Raw genomic sequence first — 17,507 nt, 5'->3', positions numbered from 1 at the left:
TAGGTTTTGGCGTTGGCCTAGTTGCCGCCAAGGGCGATGAGCGGATCCACCTTGGTGATGCTGCGTACGGCCAGCGCCGCACCGCCAAGCCCGAGGATCACGATTCCGGCAATCGGGACGAGCGTCGTCAGTGGAGTCACGAGGAACGGGGCAGCCTTGGCAGCAAAGAAGCCGCCAACCACGCCAACGCCGCCGCCCAGTCCCGCCCCTGCGAGCAAAACGATTCCCGCTTGGACCAAGGCGTCGCGCACGACGTAGCCGGACGAAGCGCCCATGGCTTTGAGCACCGCGATATCGTGTGTGCGCTGCACAGTCCAGACGGTCAGGAACGCCACGATGACAAGCGCCGAGATACCGTAGAGGAAGGCCTGCATCAGCATGAGGGAGCCGTTTTCGCTCTTGTAGGAACCGAGGGCCTGGAACGAGCCACTAGGCGTGGCGCTCACCGTGCCGGCTGCTGCGTTGGCGGCGTCGGGGTCCACGGAGGCTCCGGCGTCGTAGGTCACCGCGAGGACCGTCCCAATCGATTCCCCGGCAGGAATATGTGCGAGCTTTTGCCACGTCGCCCGGGAAGTCCAGACAACCCCGGTGTGCGAATACCACTCATCCTGGGTAACGGCGGAAACCGTCAGGCTGGTACCGCCCACGGTCACGCTGCTCCCGGTACTCAGCGCGAGTTCCTTCGCCAAGGCCTCCCCGACCACCACCTCGCCGTCCCTGACCGCCACTGGCGAGATGCCGCCGTCGGCCCCGAAGACCGCGACGTTGGCAGTGCCGGCGGCATTATTGGAGGAATCGAGGGATTGGAACCGCGTCTGGGTGATACCCACCGCTTCGACAGAAGCAACACCCGGCTGGTTCCGCCAGGCTTCAAGCTGCTTGTTGGAGACTTCCGATTCCGTGTAGGAGGCCTTGGCCTCGCCCCCGGCTGGGGCGCCGAAGGCGATTTGCTGCGCCGGAAGGGCTGAGATGGCCGACGTGGACTGGTCACCGAGGCCCGCGGTCAGTCCGGAGAGCATGACGAGGAGGAGTGTGATGAGGGCGACGACGCTTCCCATGAGGGCGAAGCGGCCCTTGGCGAAGCGGATGTCGCGCACTGCGAGAAACATGGAATTCCTTTGGTTCGGAGGCGATTTTCTGGTCCTGCTTCAACTTTCCCGGCAGTTGGCGGCTGAAGCATCGTGAAGTGGATGGACCCATCCGATCGCCTTGGTTGACCGCGGGATCAACCGTTTGGTTGATTGGAGCCGAATACGGCGGAACCGGGGCAAAAGTGTCGGAGGGCGAGGCTACGCTGGAGGGCATGCAGGGAGACGATTCGCAGCAAGTCGCCGCGCCGCCTGCGCCGCGGCAGCAAACAGGTGACACGGCGCAGCCCAATGACACGCAGCCCATTGGTTCCGCCGTGATTTTGCGTGTCCTGCGCGTCAGCCTGCACGTCGGTTTTGCGGTGCTCTTGTTGGTGGCGGTCGTCAGGCTTGCAGTCGCGGGCCTTTCGCCTTTCGCCACCGGGGCAGGCCTCGGCCTGTCGCTGCTACTGACTGCTGTCTACCTCGCAGGGACGGTTCTCGAGAAGCGGCACGCCGGCCATTCCGAGCGTTTCAATCCGAAGCCATACGCGCGCTGGTGGCTCGCCGTCGTCGGATTCCTATGGCTGCTGCTCATGCTCATCAGTCCGGACTTCGCGTGGATAGCTTTCCCGCTGTTCTTCCTGCAGCTGCATATCCTGCCGCGGCGTTTCGCTCTTCCCGCGATCGCTGCCAGTACCGCGCTCCTGATCGCGGCGATGTGGTTCCATAACCGGGGTGCCGGGGCGGATGCCCTGCAACTTGCCATGGTCCTCGGGCCTGTTTTCGGGGCCGCCTTCGCGGTTGTCACCGGCCTGGCTTATCGGGCGCTTTACGTCGAGGCGGAGAACCAACGCCTTGCCGCCGAGGAATTGCGCCGAACCCGGGCCGAATTGGCACGAAGCCAACACGACGCCGGTGTGCTGGCAGAGCGCGAAAGGCTCGCCCGCGAAATCCACGACACCCTGGCGCAGGGATTCTCGAGCATCGTCCTGATGGGGCGCTCGGCGGAGAAGGCCCTCGACGCCGGTGACAACGCCGCGGCCCGCGACCGGCTCAGGACCGTCCGTGAGACAGCAGCCAGCAACCTGGCGGAGGCTCGCAACTTTGTCCGCGGTCTTGGATCCCCCGAACTGGATGAGTCTGAGCTGGCGGACACCCTGCGGCGCCTCTGCACCAAGACCGAGGCCGAGGCTTCCGCCCGGGGAGCCACGCTGCGCTGCCGCTTCGAGCTCCAAGGCACGCCGGTGCCGCTGCCCAACCCTTACCGGACCACCCTGTTGCGCGCGGCTCAGTCTTCCCTGGCGAACGTGTGGGCGCATGCCCAGGCGGGCGCCGCCGTCGTGACCCTTTCCTTCCTGGACGCCGAGGTGACCATGGATGTGTTCGACGACGGTGCGGGCTTTGATCCCGAAGCGGCGGCTGCCGCAGCAACCCGCGACGACGGAACCGGCGTCGGGCTCAAAAGCCTGCGCGAGCGGCTCGCTGCCCTCAACGGAACGCTCGACGTCGAGTCGGCTCCCGGGGAGGGGACCGTGGTGGCAATCCGGCTGCCGCTGGGGACCGGCAACGCAGCCCTGGAGGGGACCCCGTGACCACCATCAGGGTCCTGCTTGTTGACGATCATCCCGTGGTCCGCGCTGGGCTCCGGGCCATGCTTTCCGACTTCGAAGGCGTCCGCGTGGTGGCGGAAGCCTCCGACGGCACCGCCGCATTGGCGGAACTATCGAAGCTCCACACCCTCGGCGAACCCGTCGACGTGGTTCTCATGGACTTGCAAATGGGCTCGGGCATGGACGGCGTCACCGCCACGGGCAAGATCAAAGCCGGGGAAGCCGGGACTCCCCCGCCGCCGGTCCTGATCCTGACCACTTACGACAACGACGCCGACATCCTCGCCGCGGTAGAGGCCGGTGCCAGCGGATACATGCTTAAGGACGCGCCACCTGAGCAAATCCGGCAGGCCGTGGTGTCTGCGGCGGCGGGTCAGACGGCCCTTGCACCCGAGGTTGCCGCCCGGCTCATGGGGCGGATCCGCAATCCGGTGAACGCCTTGAGTGCCCGTGAAGTGCAACTCGTGGAGCTCCTCGCCACTGGGATGAGCAACCGTGCGATGGCGAGGCAACTCTTCATTTCCGAGGCAACGGTCAAGACCCATTTGGTGCACATTTACGGCAAGCTGGGCGTCGACAACCGGACCGCGGCCATCGCGGCGGCGACGCAGCGCAGGATCATCCGCAGTCAGTAGAGTCGGCGCGCGCACCCCGGGTGCCTCGCGGACCCAAATGACTGGCAGTAGGTGTCGTTCTGGGGGTCGAAAACGACACCTACTGCGCGTTACTTGGGGAAAGTGGCTACGCGCTGTTCTCGAACCCCTGAAGCATCACAAAAGCGCAACGTGCTGTGATTTGGATCATTCCTGTCGGTCCAAGAAGGCATAATGGCGCGAATGGGGAAAACTAAAAACATTGTCCTGGGGCTTGCCGCCCTGATGATTGCCGGGTCGCTGACCTCTTGCGATGACGGCCGCTCCGGGGCGGAGGGCGCGGCCAAGCAGCTCGCCTCCTCTTTGGCGGCGTTCGACGTCGGATCGCTCGCCGTTGACGGCAAGGATGCCTCGGCGGCAAACGAGCAGCTCAAAGCGGTGTTCGCGGCCCTTGATCCGGCCAAGCCTTCCGTTGAGAGCGGCGCGGTGACGCTCGACGGCGACAAAGCGTCCGTCCCGCTCAACTTCACATGGAAGATCGGGACCGCGGAGTGGAAGTACACCTCCCAGGCTGCACTGAAGAAGTCCGGCGACAAATGGGCGGTCCAATGGAATTCGGCACTCCTGGAGCCGGACCTTAAGGACGGCGAGGTCCTGGACAAGACCGTCAATTCGCCATCCAGGGCCGACATCCTCGGCGCAGGGGACGCGAAATTGGTCAGCTACCGTCCGGTGGTTCACGTGGGGATCGACAAGACAACGATTGGATCGGCCGATCCTGCAGCGTCCGCGGCGAAGCTCGCGCAACTGGTGGGCGTGGACGAAGGCGCGTATGTGAAACAGGTCCAGGCTTCCGGCCCGCAGGCCTTCGTCAGTGCCATCACGCTGCGCGAGGACGGCAGCCGGACGGTCACAGACCAGCAGATTGCCGCGATTCCCGGCGCCCGTGGCATCCGCGATTTTCTGCCTTTGGCACCAACCCGCACCTTCGCCCGCGCCGTCTTGGGGACCGCGGCCGAGGCAAGCGCCGAACAGATCCAAAAGTCCGGGGGCGCCCTCAAGGTGGGAGACACCGTCGGATCCGGTGGCCTGCAGGAGCAATATGACACTCAACTCCGAGGCCAGGACGGGGTCTCCATCAAAGCCCGGCCGCAAGGCATGACAGACGACCAGATCAAGGCAGCAAATCCGGATCCGCGCCGAGTGCTTTTTGCCGTCGATGCGAAGCCCGGCGACCCGTTGAAGACCACCCTGGATCCGCGCTTGCAGCAGCTCGCCGAAGACACCTTGGCCGGTGTTGGGCCGGCCTCGGCAATTGTGGCACTCCGTCCCTCCACCGGCGCCGTCCTCGCAGCGGCCTCCGGTCCCGGCAGCAACGGCTACAACACGGCCATGCTCGGCCAGTACGCGCCGGGGTCCACGTTCAAGATCGTCGATTCCCTCGCCTTGATCCGCAATGGAATGACGCCGGATTCCAAGGTTGAGTGCACGCCCACAATCACGGTGGATGGCCGGACCTTCAAGAACGCCGAAGGCTACCCGGCGTCGTCCCTGGGTTCTGTTGAATTGCGGGACGCTTTTGCGCATTCGTGCAACACGGCCTTCATCAGTTCCCGCGACAAAGTGAGCCAAGCCCAGCTCGAGTCTGCGGCAACCTCGCTGGGGGTGGCAGTCCAAGCCCCGAAGCTGGGGGCTGACGCCTTCCTGGGCTCCGTACCGGGAAACGCTGATGGCACCGAGCACGCAGCTTCGATGATCGGCCAGGGCAAAGTGCTTCTTTCGCCGCTCGCGGCGGCCATCATGGCAGCATCGGTGGCCCACGGCGCGCCGGTGTCGCCGCAACTCGTCCTGAACCCCGGCGCAGTCCCGCCCTCCGCAGGTGCCACGCCGACGCCGTCCGGCCCGCCGTCGTCGGCGTCCCCCGGTGCCTCGGAGTCCCCCATCGCGGCAGCGTCCGACAAACCGGTCACCCCGGCTGAGGCAGCCGCGCTGACCGACATGATGAGGGCGGTGGTGACCTCCGGCCATGCCGGTTTCCTGGCGTCAGTGCCAGGGGCGCCCGTTGGCGCGAAGACCGGAACGGCCGAATTCGGAAATGACAACCCGCCCAAGACTCACGCCTGGATCGTTGCAGTGCATGGAGACCTGGCGGTCGCAGTGTTCGTGGAAGACGGCGGCCTCGGTGCGACTACCAGCGGTCCGCTGCTCAAATCGTTCCTGACCGCCGCCGGCTGAACTCGCGGCCCGCAGACCGCTGGTGTTCGTCCTCTGGATGGACGTGTTCTCAGGCTGTCCCGCCGCGCCTTCTGCTGGAAGGTAAAGCCAAAGAGCAACAGCATCAAGGGGAACCCACGTCGACGCCGCAGCAAGGATTTCAGCCCCGCTTACCCACCACCGTCCGATCGCGCCCCCGTCAGCATGGGGCAGTTGCAGCGGCCCAGGAGGGAAAGATTCTCGGTTGGTAACGTGGCTCGGTATGTGAGCGGGCGTCGCAGCCTCTGGACACGACCGCGAGGCGGGTGCACACTTAATTCAACGCTTGTTGAATTAGTTGCGGAATGAAGTTCAACTCCGGGAGTGGCCATGGACCAGCCTGAAAGCACCACATGCGTCATCGCGGGCGGGGGACCCGCCGGGGTGATGCTCGGACTCCTCTTGGCGCGGGCCGGCGTCGAGGTCACGATCCTTGAAAAGCACGCCGACTTCCTGCGCGACTTCCGCGGCGACACCGTCCATGCCTCCACCATCCGACTGTTGGATGAGCTTGGGCTGGGCGAAGGATTCCGGGCCTTGCCCCAAAGCAAGCTCGGCAATTTCAAACTCCCCACGGGCGGCAAGGAGGTCACCCTGGCCGACTTCGACCGCCTCAAGCCACCCTACGATTACGTAGCCATGGTTCCGCAGTGGGACCTCCTGAACTTCCTGGTGGACGCCGCACAGCAAGAGCCGGAGTTCACGCTCCGGATGAACACCGAGGCCACGGATCTGCTGTACGACGACGGCGGGAAAGTCGCCGGGGTGGCGTACCGCACCCGGGACGCGGCGTCCGGCGTCGAAATCGGAACGGGGGAGCTTCGCGCGACGTTGACGGTGGCATGTGACGGCCGCAGCTCGGTGCTCCGGCAGAAGGCGGGCCTCGTCCCCCGTGAGTTCCCCGTGCCGTTCGACACGTGGTGGTTCAGGCTGTCCCGGCGTGCGGATGAACAGGAACAGTTGGCTTCGATCGTGCCCCGCTTCTCCGGCGTCGATGTGCTCCTCAGCCTGACCCGCAAGGACTTCTACCAGATCGCCTATATCGCGGAGAAGGGCAAGGATCCGAAATTGCGGGCCGAAGGGGTGGAGAGTTTCCGTGCACGCGTGGCCCGCATCCGCCCGGACCTGGCGGACCGCGTGGACGAAATCAGGTCCATGGACGATCTCCATTTGCTCGACGTGAAGCTCAACCGGATCAAGCCATGGCACAAACCCGGGCTGCTCCTCATCGGAGACGCGGCCCACGCCATGTCGCCCGCAGGCGGTGTGGGGATCAACCTGGCCATCCAGGACGCAGTCGCGGCAGCCCAGCGCCTTGCCCGCCCTTTGCTTCAGGGCACCCTGGGCGAAGCCGACCTGGCCTCGGTGCAGAAGCGGCGATGGTTCCCCACGGTGGTGATCCAGAATGTTCAGCTCCTCATCCAGAAAGCCGTTTTCGGCCCCGCAGTGAAAGGCCAGTTGATGGGCCCGCCCAGTCCGGTGGTCTTTATCGCCCGCCACGTGCCGTGGTTCCGGAAACTTCCAGCCCTCATGATCGCTTTCGGGCCGCGGCCGGAACACGCCCCGGACTTTGCGCGCCGGAAGGCCGCCGCGAACCGGAAATCGCTGTGAACAGAGGGCGGCGGCCCGGACGCGTGAGCAGCCGGGACGCGGTTCTCAGTGCGGCTCGCGAACAGTTCAGCCGTAAAGGATATGACGCCGCGACTGTCCGGGCCATCGCGGCGGAGGCCGGCGTGGATCCGTCCATGATCAACCACCATTTCGGAACCAAGGAGCAGCTGTTCATGGCTGCGCTTGAGTCCCCCGTGGACCCCAAGGACCACATCACGGCGGTCCTCAGCGGTCCGCCGGAAGGGGTCGGGGAGAGGTTGGTAATGCGTGTCCTGACCGTGTGGGACTCGCCCGCGGGGGCAGCCGGCGTCGCGGTTCTGCGGACGGCGATGCAACATGAGTGGAGTGCCGCGCTGGTCCGCGAGTTCATCCTCAACCGCGCCATCAACCCGCTTCTGGCCGGCCTCGGGGTGTCCGCGGAAGAGGCGTCGTGGCGCGGAAACCTGGTGGCGTCGCAGATTTCCGGACTTATCCTGACCCGCTACCTGATCAAGCTGGAGCCGATCGCTTCGACGCCGCACGCCGTCGTCGCCCGAGCGCTGGGGCCGACCATCCAGCGATATCTCACTGGTGCCGTCGGTGCGGACCACCTGGGCGGCTGAGGAGCCCCCCGCGGTCCGTGGGAAGATTGAACGCGTGGCCCATATTGACGTTTCAGGCATCGACTACTTCCTCTCCGACGGCACCCAACTGCTCAACGGCGTGACCTTCAAGGTCCCGGACGGCAGCAAAACAGCCCTGATCGGGCCCAACGGAACGGGAAAGACCACCCTGTTCAAGATCATCGCCGGCGATCTCACGCCTGACGAAGGAGTGGTGGGACGCTCCGGCACCATGGGCATCATGCGCCAATTCGTCGGCCAGGTCCGCGATGAATCAACCGTGCGGGACCTGCTCGTCTCCGCCGCGCCGCCAGCTCTCGCCGCCGCCGCGAAGGCGGTCGAGGACGCCGAGCTCGCCATGATGGAGCACGACGACGAGCCCACCCAAATGCGGTACGCCCAGGCGATCGTGGACTGGGGAGACGCCGGAGGATACGACGTCGAGACCGTCTGGGACGAAGTCTGCATGGCAGCGCTGGGCATCCCCTTCGACCGCGCGCAGCACCGACCGGCGTCGAGCCTTTCGGGCGGCGAGCAAAAGCGCTTGGTGCTCGAGGCACTGTTCTCCGGACCGGATCAGCTCCTGCTCCTCGACGAGCCGGACAACTACCTCGATGTTCCGGGCAAGCGATGGCTCGAAAGCAAGCTCAATGAATCCAAGAAGACGGTCTTCTTCATCAGCCACGACCGCGAGCTGCTCAACAACGCCGCTGGCCGCATCGTGACGCTGGAACCCGGCATCAACGGCGCCGGGGCCTGGGTGCACGGCGGCGGCTTCGGCACCTACGTGGACGCGCGCATCGACCGCAACGCGCGCTTCGAGGAACTGCGCAAACGCTGGGACGAGGAGCACTTGAAGCTCAAGGAACTCGTCATCATGTACAAAACCAAGGCGGCGTTCCGCTCGGACATGGCCAACAAGTACCAGGCTGCCCAGACGCGGCTCGCCAAGTTCCTGGAGGCCGGGCCGCCCGAGGCCTTGCCGCTGGAGCAGAACGTCAACATGCGCCTCAAGGGAGGCCGGACGGCCAAACGAGCGGTGGTGGCTGAAAAGCTTGAACTTACGGGCCTGATGAAGCCGTTCTCCACCGAAATCTGGTTCGGCGACCGCGTGGGCGTGCTGGGTTCCAACGGTTCGGGCAAGAGCCACTTCCTGCGGCTCCTCGCCGCTGGCGGCACCGACCCGGAGCGCGAGCACTTGCCCGTTTCCGACGTCGAGATCGCCGAAGTTCCGCACGAAGGAACCGTCAAACTGGGTGCCAGGATCCGTCCCGGATTCTTCGCGCAGACCCATTCCCGCCCGGACCTCATCGGCCGGACGCTCCTGGACATCCTGCACCGGGGTGACGAACACCGTTCCGGGCTGGGCCGCGAGGCTGCTTCCGGCGCGCTCGACTCCTACGGGCTGGTGGGCTCGGCGGAACAGAAGTATGAGTCGCTCTCCGGCGGCCAGCAGGCGCGTTTCCAGATCCTGCTCCTCCAACTGTCGGGCGCCACGCTCCTGCTCCTCGACGAACCGACGGACAACCTGGACCTGCACTCGGGCGAAGCCTTGGAACGTGCCATCGACGCGTTCGAAGGCACCGTCCTGGCTGTCACCCACGATCGCTGGTTCGCGAAGTCCTTCGACCGCTTCCTCGTCTTCGGATCCGACGGCAAAGTCTACGAGTCCGCAGAGCCCGTCTGGGACGAGTCCCGGGTAGAGCGGGCGCGCTAGCCTCCAGGCGCCACCGACGCCCGCTCACCTTTGGTGGTTTTTTCGGGAACGTCCGCTCACGTCTTGAATGGGTGAGCGAGCGTCAGCTTGAAACCCCGCATAGGTGAGCGAGCGTCTACCGGAAGTGCCGCATAGGTGAGCGAGCGTCTGAGCCGGTGTCACGCAGGGCGAGTTCCACATCCACTCCGCGCCCCGCTCTCGCGCCGGGCACGTCCAAACCACTCGCCCATATGATCACGACTGATGATTAAATGCTCATTCTTGGATAGCATATGAGCATGAGAACTGCTGACCGCCACCGGCTCATTGGCGAGCTGCTGCGTGAGCGTGAAGAGATCACGGTTGACGAGCTCGTTGCCGAATGCGGAGCCTCGGGGGCCACTATTCGGCGCGACCTGGAAATCCTCGCTTCCCACGGCGTCCTGCGCCGCGTGCATGGCGGGGCCCGCAGCCTCGTGGACCGCGGTGACAACCCGGGCTATGGGCAGCGCGAACTCGAGGACCAGGACGCTAAGGAGAGAATCGCCGTCGGCGTCGAACGGCTGCTCCGCGACCGCGATCACGTGTGGCTGGACAGCGGTTCCACGGCAACGGAAATCGCGCGCCGGCTCGCGCAGCGGGAACTGACCATCATGCCGATGTCCCTTCGTGCGGTGGAATTCCTGGCCGCCGACATTCCCTCTGGACGGCGTCCCGGTCTCTTGTTGCCTGGCGGCAGCCTGGTTCCCGGCGAGCAGTCGTTCCGTGGGCCGATGGCAGAGGCCAACATCCGCTCCTTGCGTTTCGACGCCGCAATCGTCACGCCCTGTGCCATCAACCTCAAGGACGGCCTGCTGGCGCACGATCTCGAGGACGCCGCGATCAAACGGGCAGGCCTGGAATCGGCCGGCCGGGTAATCGTGGCCTGCACGGGAAGTAAATGGAATGCACAGGCCGTGGCTCTGGTTGCAGCCATGGATGCGGTAGATGTCATTGTGACGGACCGGAAGCCAAGCACTGAAGAACGCACCCTACTTGAAAATCTCTCCGTGGAAGTTGTGACCGTATGACCACCAGCACCCGAACCGCCCCGAACGTCAAAGCCGCAGCAATCGCCACCTTCCTGGTCTTCGGAATGAACGGGCTGGTTTTTGCCAGTTGGGCGGCCCGGATACCCGCCGTCACCCAGACCCTGCACCTGACGTCAGGCCAGATGGGCACCCTGCTGCTGTGCACCGCCGTCGGGTCCCTTGTGGCGCTGCCCTCCGCGGGGTGGGTTGTCGGCAGGATCGGTACGGCCGATACCGTCCGCGCTGCCGGTCTGCTGGCCGCCTCTGCCGGAGCGGCCATCGCGTTCTCCTTGATGGCCGGCTCCGTGGCCGCCACCGCGCTTGCGCTGTTTTTCTTCGGCGTGGGGGTCGGGCTATGGGATGTGTCGCAGAATATCGAAGGGGCCGACGTCGAACATCGCCTCGGGCGCACCATCATGCCGCAGTTCCACGCGGCTTTTAGCGGGGGCGCCTTTGTGGGTGCGGTGGTTGGTGCGTGGCTTTCCCAGATCGGCGTTGGACTTCCGGAGCACTTGCTGGTCATCGCCGGCGTCGTGGTTCTTCTCACCTTGATCGCACCCCGTTACTTCATGCCCCACGAAACCACGGGAACGATGCCCGACGACGGCGCGCCCGCCGTGAAGGGCCCCTCGGCCTGGCGGGACTCCCGCACCCTGTTGATCGGCGTCGTGGTCCTCGGGGCGACCCTCACGGAAGGCGCCGGAAACGACTGGATCGCCAAGGCGTCGGTGGATGGCCTGAATGCTTCCGAATCGACGGGCGCTCTTTTGTTTGCGCTCTTTGTGGCCGCGATGACACTCATGCGTTTCTTCGGCGGCCGCGCGATCGACAGGTTCGGGCGCGTATCCGTGCTGCGGGTCAGCATGGCCGCCGCTGCAGTGGGCCTGACGCTCTTCGTCTTCGCGGGAAACCTGGTCCTTGCCGGGGCGGGTGCGGCCCTTTGGGGCATCGGCGCAGCCCTGGCCTTTCCGATGGGCATGTCCGCTGCTGCGGATGATCCGAAACGCGCAGCCGCACGCGTGTCGGTGGTCTCGACCATCGGTTATGTCGCGTTTCTCGCCGGTCCGCCGCTCCTCGGTTACTTGGGCGACCACACCGGAATCCACATGGCCCTGCTTGCCATCGGTGTTCCGATCCTGATTGCCCTGTGGTTGGCAGGCGCCGCGAAGCCCCTCGGTAAAAGCAACTGACTCGCAGTTGTTGTCGTTATGAAGCGTCAAAACGACAACAACTGCGAGTCAGTTGGGTGGCTACGGCGGCGGTAGTTACGGAGCCGAGGTGGCGGGTGCCGAAGGAATGGCGGTCGGCGATGCCCCGTTGGTCGGAGCGCCGCTCTGCCGGTTCCGGCCCTGGCCGCCGTTGAAGTTCTGGAACTGGCCGCGGCCGGGACGGGCCTGGCCCGCGTCCATTGCCTTGGTGACGCCGACGCCCGCAAAGAACCCGACGGCAACCAGCAGCACTGCAAGGAGGATCTGCGTCAAGCGACCCATCTTGAAGCGCTTCTTGGGCACGAACGGCTCCGACGGCTGGGGCTGGCCCCAGCCCTGTCCGCTGGGTTCCTGGCCGGTGGCTTGCAGGACCGCGGTCGGCTGTCCGGCGTGCGGCTGCTGGGTGTAGGGCGGCTGGGGTTCCGGCTGGTTGGTGGTGCCGGGCTCCGGTGCTGAGTAGGACATTTAGGGATCTCCTGTTTGGCTGTTTTCTTTAGTTGCTGGGGAGTGGAACTGTGGGCGGCTATTCGTACCGCAGGGCGTCGATCGGCCGGAGTTTCGCCGCCTTGTTGGCCGGGTAGATTCCGAATACCAAGCCGATCGCCGCGGATACCAGGAACGACAGCCACACGGTCCACCACTGGACTTCGGGCTGTGTTCCCAGCAGGGGGAAGGCGCTGCCGATATAGCCGGCGGCGATTCCGAGCACTCCGCCGATCAGCGAAATGATGAGCGATTCGATCAGGAATTGGCTCACGATGCTGCCCCGCGAAGCTCCGATCGCCTTGCGGATGCCGATTTCGCGGGTACGTTCGGTGACCGTGACGAGCATGATGTTCATGACGCCGATCCCGCCCACCAGGAGCGAAATGCCGGCCACGGCTCCCAAGAGCACGGTCAGCGTCGCCGTCGTGGTGGTGGCGGTCGTGAGGATCTGCGCCTGGTTCCGCACTTGATAGTCACGGTTGGCGGAGGTGACGTTGTGCCTGGCATCGAGGATCATTTGAACCTCGTTCTGGGCCTGGTTCATCACGTCCGCTGACTTCGCCTGGACCGTGATCGAGGCGAGGGACGGCGAGTACCCCGTGAACTTGTCCTGGGCTGCGCTGTAGGGGATTACCACAATGTCATCCGGATCGTTGAGGCCCGAGGACCCCTTTTGAGCCAAGACGCCGGAGACCACGAAGTTCTGGCCATTGAGGGCGATGGTCTGCCCCACGGCCGAGGTCACCGAGCTGCCCACCAGGTCCTGCGCCACGGTGTTGCCGATCACGGCCACTGCGGTGCCGCTGCTGGCGTCACCATCGCTGAAGTAGGATCCCGCCGCGAGCGTGTCGTTCGAAATGGAAAAGTACGACGGCGTGGTCCCCACGAATGTTGCGACCGCGTGGGTTGCGTCCTGGTAAGTACCCGTGACGTTCTGTGCCGTGACCACCGGCGCCGTTGCGGCGACGTCGGGGGCCATCACGGGATCCGTCAGCGCTGCCATGTCCTGGAGCGTGAGGTTGGTGCCACGGGACCGCGGACCGGTGACGGCTTGTCCGCCTGCGGCTCGGCCGCCGGCTGTCGTCTGGCGGCTCACGGTAAGCACGTTGGTTCCCAGCTTGCCGATCTGGGTCTTGATGGCGTTGGAGGTTCCGGCGCCTACGGCCAGCAGGATGATGACGGATGCGATGCCGATCAAGATGCCCAACGTGGTGAGGATGGAGCGCATCTTGTTGGCCATCACCCCTGTCAGGGCGAAGCGGACGGATTCGGCGATCATCATGCCGGCACCGCCGTGGCTACCGGGTGGGCGTGGACGTCCCGAAGCCGGTGGTCCTCAATGATGTGTCCGTCCTGGAATCGCACAACACGGTTGGCCCGCGCCGCGACGTCCGTCTCGTGGGTAATCATCACGATGGTCCGGCCGTTGGCGTGCAAGGACTCGAAGAGATCCAGTATTTCGTGCGAGGACTTGGTGTCCAAGGCTCCCGTCGGCTCGTCGGCCAACAACAATACGGGGTTGGTCACAAGCGCCCGGGCGATGGCAACGCGCTGCTGCTGTCCACCCGAGAGCTGCGAAGGCTTGTGGTCGGCGCGTTCCGCCAAACCCACCGAAGCGAGCACTTCCAGGGCCCGCTCGCGCCGTTCCTTGCGGTGCACCTTTGCGTACGCGAGCGGCATGGAGACGTTGTCCACGGCCCGCGTGCGCGGTATCAGGTTGAAGTTCTGGAAGACGAAGCCGATCTTCCGGTTGCGGATCTGGGCGAGCTGGAATTCGTCCAAGGTCCCGGTATCGATGCCGTCCAGGTGATAAGTCCCCTGGGTGGCGCCGTCGAGGCAACCGATGATGTTCATCATGGTGGACTTTCCGGAGCCCGAGGCACCGATGATGGCTACGAAGTCGCCCCGGTCAATGGAGATGCTGACGGAATCAAGCGCCCGTACTTCGGCCTCCCCTTTGCCATAGATCTTGCTCACGGAGTCCAGTTGGATGACAGCGTCGTTCACGGCTGATTACCCGCCATTTCCGCGTGTGCCACCGGTGCCGCCGCCCGTAACTCCGGCGCCGCCTGTTCCACCGAATCCACCCGTGCCGCCGAATCCGCCCGCACCGGTTCGTCCGGTGGTGCCGGTGGTGTCAAGAGTTGAGGAGATGGCCGGGAGCTCAATCTGATCGCCCGCGCTGAGCCCGGTGAGCACCTGGGTGCGGCCGTTGTCCGTGATCCCGGTGGTGATGGTCACCGCCGTCGTGGTCCCGTTCTTCATGACATTGACGGTCTGCTTGGTTCCGGTGGTGGTGATCGCCAGCGAAGGCACCGCCAAAGCGTTCTTGGCGGTCGCCGTGGTCACGGAGATATTTGCGCTCTGGCCGAGCCGGAGGTCAGCCGGGGGGTTCTTGATGGAGATCGTCACGGGATAGCTGACAACGTTATTGGTGGTTGTGGCGTTCTGGGCGATTGCCGTGATGGTACCGGTGACCGGTGCCGCGGACGGGTCGGTCTTGAGTGCCGGGAAGGTGAAGGTGGCCGAGTCGCCGGTCTTCATGGCGGCGATGTCCGATTCGGCGAAGTTGGCGATGACCTGCAGGTGCGCCGTGTCGCTGATCGTGATCAGCCCGGAGGACGACGTGCTCGCGGCGCTTGTTGAAGTGCTGCCGGAGGAAGCGGACGCCCCGGAAGAGGAGGATCCGGAACCGGATGAACCGGAGCTGCCACTACCGGCGTTGCCTCCGACGACGGCGTTCACGGCGGTGACCGTACCCGAAACCGGGGCCGCGAGTGAGCAGGCCGCCAGGTTCTTGGTCGCAGTGTCGACCGCAATCTGGGCAGAAGTCGTGTTGGACGTGGCGCCGCCGCCGCTCTGGGCGGAATTGAGGGCGGTCGCGGCCGAGGCGACCTGCTCTTTGTCCTTGAGGGCCGAGCTGGCTTGCTGGTTGGCTGCCTGGGTCAGTGCTTGGTTGTCCTTTGCCAGCTGGGCCTGTGCAGCGCTGAGGGCGGATTGCGCGGGTTGGCTCTTCGGCTGGGCACTGGCGGTGGCCTGCGCAGAAGCGACGGTTGCATTGTCATTGTTCACGGCCGTCTGCGCGGCGGCCACGGCACTGGCTTGCTGGCTCGCGTCCAGGTTGGCCGTTTGCTGGGCGTTGGTGAGGCTTTGGCTCGCTGAAGCTACCTGGTTGCTGGCTGAGGCCTGCTGTTGGTTTGCCTGCGCCGCGGCGGAATCCAGCTGGGCCTGGGCAACCGCCAGGGCGTTTTGCGCGTTCGTCGGATCAATGGTGACGAGTACCTGCCCGGCCGTGACCTGCTGGCCTGTCACCGCGGAGACCGTGGCGATGGGCCCGGTGCAGTTCTGCGCGTTGATGACCGTGGTGCTCGCGGGCGAGACGTTTCCGCTTGCGGTAGATACTGCGGTGAGGTCCGCTGCGCTGACCGAGACCGTCCGGGCGGTGGTGTCTGAAGCCGTCTGCGGCACGCCGTTCAGCACGAAGAAGGCACCGGCGGCAAGGCCGACAACGACCACCCCGATGCCGCTGTTGATGAGTTGAGGTTTTGAGAGCATGCCCGAAGACTATGGTGGCTGTCTTGGAGCATGCCGAGTGCTACCTGATGGTTTACCCTATGTGACGCCCTGCCAGGCGTGTCGCTTGAGCCATGCCCGCGGGGGGCTGCGAGACGCGTGCACGGGTAAATGACCACCGGCCATCCCACCAGACTATCCGACCCGCCGATAGTCTGGTGGGATGCGAAGCATGCTGCGATGGGGGCCGGACCGGATAGCGCGATTGGATCGGGCGGCGGTCCGGGCGGTCTCGCGGTGGCCGGAAGGCCCGCATGACGACGTGTGGAAAACCCTCTCGCGGGCCGCAACCAAGGGCAAGCTCTGGTTTGCCGTGGCTGGCGTTTGTGCGGCATTTCCGGGGAAGCCCCGCAACGCAGGGATCCACGGACTCCTGGCCCTCGGCGTTGCGTCGGCGGTCACCAATCTCGGGTTCAAGGCGCTTCTTCCGCGGACGCGTCCATTGCCCGAACTCCTTCCGGCATTCCGGTTTGTCAATCCGCAACCCACAAGCTCTTCGATGCCTTCGGGCCATTCGGCGTCCGCGGTTGCGTTCACTCTTGGCGTCGCGCTGGTGAGCCCCCGCCTCGGAGCGACCTTGGCTCCGGTTGCGGCAGGTGTGGCGTATTCCAGGGTTCATACCGGCGCCCACTGGCCCTCCGACGTGATGCTCGGCTCGGCAATCGGCGCAGGAGCGGCGCTGCTCACGCGAAAGTGGTGGCCTGCCCGGCCCCCGGTTCCGGACACGGACCGTTCACCGGCCGACGCGCCTGCAGTCGGCGACGGCGAGGGGCTCAGCATTGCGGTCAACGCACTTGGCGGTTCCTACTCGCCGGAGACCGAGGCCCAGCTTCGGGAAATATTCCCCAAATCGCATATAAGACTGATTTCCGACGGCGACGATGTAGTTGCCGAAGTGCGGGCCGCGGCAGGGCGCCCCGGGACGAAGGCCCTGGGCGTGTGGGGCGGTGACGGAACTGTCGGCGCCGCCGCTGCCGCCGCCGTCGAGCACGATCTGCCCTTGCTGGTGCTGCCTGGCGGGACGCTCAACCATTTCGCGCGCGACGTGGATGCCCGATCCCTCGAAGGGGCCCTCAAGGCTGCCAAAACGGGAGCAGCAGCATGGACGGACCTGGGCCATGTGAGCGCGGGCCGCGGCATCGACGGCAAGGACGAAACCGCCGAACTCATCATGCTCAATACCGCGAGCGTCGGTGTCTACCCCAACCTGGTGCGACGACGCGAACGGCTGCAGCCCGCCATGGGGAAGCCCCTGGCGGGACTCGTCGCCGGCTTGCGGACGTTCGGCGCGGCACGGCCCACCACTCTCCGGATCAACGGTGTCCCCCACAAGTTGTGGATCCTCTACCTGGGCCGCGGCCGTTACTACCCGCGGGACCTGGCGCCGCTGACCCGTCCCGTGCTCGACGACGGGGTGCTGGACATCCGCATGGTGACGGCCGATGAGCCTTTCGCACGGTTGCGTCTGCTGTGGGCGGTCCTCACCGGAACCGTGGACACGTCCAAAGTCACCCATCTCAGCGAAGCGGCGGAGCTCAGGATCGAGGCGTCCGGAGAACCGCTCGTGATCGCGGTCGACGGCGAGCCGTTGCCCGGCGTGCGGACCGCCGACTTCACCGTGAAGCGCCGGGCGCTACGGGTGTATTCACCGCTTTACTAATGCTTTCCCAGCGGTGGGATCCCTGGCCCAAGCCGGAGTCATCCATAGGGACTACCCTGAGTGACCCCTGAATCA

The 17,507-nt window shown here is 65.4% G+C and carries 14 protein-coding genes; 9 read left to right on the top strand and 5 right to left on the bottom strand.

The genetic code is table 11. The features are described 5' to 3' along the window. Positions 1 to 17: 17 nt before the first annotated feature. Positions 18 to 1,109, bottom strand: coding sequence for an ABC transporter permease (locus OIT41_RS19715; RefSeq protein WP_264637129.1), 1,092 nt, complete (start codon positions 1,107 to 1,109; stop codon positions 18 to 20). Positions 1,110 to 1,303: 194 nt separating this feature from the next. On the opposite strand from OIT41_RS19715, the gene OIT41_RS19710 reads away from it, so the two are divergent. The 8 genes from OIT41_RS19710 to OIT41_RS19675 all read left to right on the top strand — a co-directional run bounded on the left by OIT41_RS19710 (position 1,304) and on the right by OIT41_RS19675 (position 11,695). Beyond that, positions 1,304 to 2,662: a sensor histidine kinase gene (locus tag OIT41_RS19710; RefSeq protein ID WP_241707623.1), complete on the top strand. Its 1,359-nt coding sequence runs from the start codon at positions 1,304 to 1,306 to the stop codon at positions 2,660 to 2,662. Continuing rightward, the gene (locus tag OIT41_RS19705; RefSeq protein ID WP_284762379.1) at positions 2,659 to 3,315 is read left to right on the top strand and encodes a response regulator; all 657 of its coding nucleotides are present in this window, start codon (positions 2,659 to 2,661) and stop codon (positions 3,313 to 3,315) included. The genes OIT41_RS19710 and OIT41_RS19705 overlap by 4 nt, the downstream gene beginning before the upstream one ends. Positions 3,316 to 3,516: 201 nt before the next feature. Beyond that, positions 3,517 to 5,508 carry a penicillin-binding transpeptidase domain-containing protein gene (locus tag OIT41_RS19700; protein ID WP_241707622.1) on the top strand — a complete coding sequence of 664 codons (1,992 nt, stop codon included), beginning with the start codon at positions 3,517 to 3,519 and terminating at the stop codon, positions 5,506 to 5,508. Between the two features lie 348 nt (positions 5,509 to 5,856). Then, the gene (locus OIT41_RS19695; RefSeq protein WP_241707621.1) at positions 5,857 to 7,137 is read left to right on the top strand and encodes an FAD-dependent oxidoreductase; all 1,281 of its coding nucleotides are present in this window, start codon (positions 5,857 to 5,859) and stop codon (positions 7,135 to 7,137) included. A 23-nt stretch (positions 7,138 to 7,160) separates the two neighbouring features. After that, complete coding sequence (locus OIT41_RS19690; RefSeq protein WP_241707620.1) at positions 7,161 to 7,739, top strand: TetR family transcriptional regulator; 579 nt, start codon at positions 7,161 to 7,163, stop codon at positions 7,737 to 7,739. Positions 7,740 to 7,773: 34 nt separating this feature from the next. Beyond that, positions 7,774 to 9,456: an ABC-F family ATP-binding cassette domain-containing protein gene (locus tag OIT41_RS19685; RefSeq protein ID WP_241707619.1), complete on the top strand. Its 1,683-nt coding sequence runs from the start codon at positions 7,774 to 7,776 to the stop codon at positions 9,454 to 9,456. 278 nt (positions 9,457 to 9,734) lie between these two features. After that, positions 9,735 to 10,505, top strand: a complete 771-nt coding sequence (locus OIT41_RS19680) for a DeoR/GlpR family DNA-binding transcription regulator (protein WP_241707618.1) — start codon at positions 9,735 to 9,737, stop codon at positions 10,503 to 10,505. Then, positions 10,502 to 11,695 (top strand): MFS transporter, encoded by a 1,194-nt coding sequence (locus OIT41_RS19675; protein ID WP_241707617.1) that lies wholly within the window; start codon positions 10,502 to 10,504, stop codon positions 11,693 to 11,695. Before OIT41_RS19680 ends, OIT41_RS19675 begins: the two co-directional genes overlap by 4 nt. A 75-nt stretch (positions 11,696 to 11,770) precedes the next feature. Here OIT41_RS19675 and OIT41_RS19670 read toward each other — a convergent pair whose 3' ends face one another. Genes OIT41_RS19670 through OIT41_RS19655 form a run of 4 tightly spaced genes read right to left on the bottom strand, consistent with a single transcriptional unit; the run spans position 11,771 to position 15,754 of the window. Next, on the bottom strand, positions 11,771 to 12,178 hold the full coding sequence (locus OIT41_RS19670) for a hypothetical protein (protein WP_241707616.1): 408 nt from the start codon (positions 12,176 to 12,178) through the stop codon (positions 11,771 to 11,773). Positions 12,179 to 12,236: 58 nt separating this feature from the next. Beyond that, positions 12,237 to 13,481, bottom strand: coding sequence for an ABC transporter permease (locus tag OIT41_RS19665; RefSeq protein WP_241707615.1), 1,245 nt, complete (start codon positions 13,479 to 13,481; stop codon positions 12,237 to 12,239). Further along, a complete protein-coding gene (locus OIT41_RS19660) occupies positions 13,478 to 14,206 on the bottom strand; it encodes an ABC transporter ATP-binding protein (RefSeq protein WP_078107090.1) in 729 nt (242 codons plus the stop codon). The genes OIT41_RS19665 and OIT41_RS19660 overlap by 4 nt, the downstream gene beginning before the upstream one ends. 6 nt (positions 14,207 to 14,212) lie before the next feature. Next, complete coding sequence (locus OIT41_RS19655; protein ID WP_264637128.1) at positions 14,213 to 15,754, bottom strand: efflux RND transporter periplasmic adaptor subunit; 1,542 nt, start codon at positions 15,752 to 15,754, stop codon at positions 14,213 to 14,215. Positions 15,755 to 15,935: 181 nt separating this feature from the next. On the opposite strand from OIT41_RS19655, the gene OIT41_RS19650 reads away from it, so the two are divergent. Further along, positions 15,936 to 17,432, top strand: coding sequence for a bifunctional phosphatase PAP2/diacylglycerol kinase family protein (locus OIT41_RS19650; RefSeq protein ID WP_264637127.1), 1,497 nt, complete (start codon positions 15,936 to 15,938; stop codon positions 17,430 to 17,432). Positions 17,433 to 17,507 lie beyond the last annotated feature (75 nt).

Origin of the sequence: Arthrobacter sp. YA7-1, assembly GCF_025960325.1 — a bacterium.
Classification (GTDB): domain Bacteria; phylum Actinomycetota; class Actinomycetes; order Actinomycetales; family Micrococcaceae; genus Arthrobacter; species Arthrobacter bambusae_A.
The sequence above is the reverse complement of the archived record's forward strand: the minus strand, read 5'-3'. Positions and strand labels throughout refer to the sequence as shown.

Bases quoted from the DNA above. Each gene is read 5' to 3' on its own strand.
- OIT41_RS19700 (WP_241707622.1), top strand. From the start codon at position 3,517: ATGGGGAAAACTAAAAACATTGTCCTGGGGCTTGCCGCCCTGATGATT.
- OIT41_RS19675 (WP_241707617.1), top strand. From the start codon at position 10,502: ATGACCACCAGCACCCGAACCGCCCCGAACGTCAAAGCCGCAGCAATC.
- OIT41_RS19655 (WP_264637128.1), bottom strand. From the start codon at position 15,754: ATGCTCTCAAAACCTCAACTCATCAACAGCGGCATCGGGGTGGTCGTT.
- OIT41_RS19670 (WP_241707616.1), bottom strand. From the start codon at position 12,178: ATGTCCTACTCAGCACCGGAGCCCGGCACCACCAACCAGCCGGAACCC.
- OIT41_RS19680 (WP_241707618.1), top strand. From the start codon at position 9,735: ATGAGAACTGCTGACCGCCACCGGCTCATTGGCGAGCTGCTGCGTGAG.
- OIT41_RS19665 (WP_241707615.1), bottom strand. From the start codon at position 13,481: ATGATGATCGCCGAATCCGTCCGCTTCGCCCTGACAGGGGTGATGGCC.
- OIT41_RS19710 (WP_241707623.1), top strand. From the start codon at position 1,304: ATGCAGGGAGACGATTCGCAGCAAGTCGCCGCGCCGCCTGCGCCGCGG.
- OIT41_RS19715 (WP_264637129.1), bottom strand. From the start codon at position 1,109: ATGTTTCTCGCAGTGCGCGACATCCGCTTCGCCAAGGGCCGCTTCGCC.
- OIT41_RS19695 (WP_241707621.1), top strand. From the start codon at position 5,857: ATGGACCAGCCTGAAAGCACCACATGCGTCATCGCGGGCGGGGGACCC.
- OIT41_RS19650 (WP_264637127.1), top strand. From the start codon at position 15,936: ATGCGAAGCATGCTGCGATGGGGGCCGGACCGGATAGCGCGATTGGAT.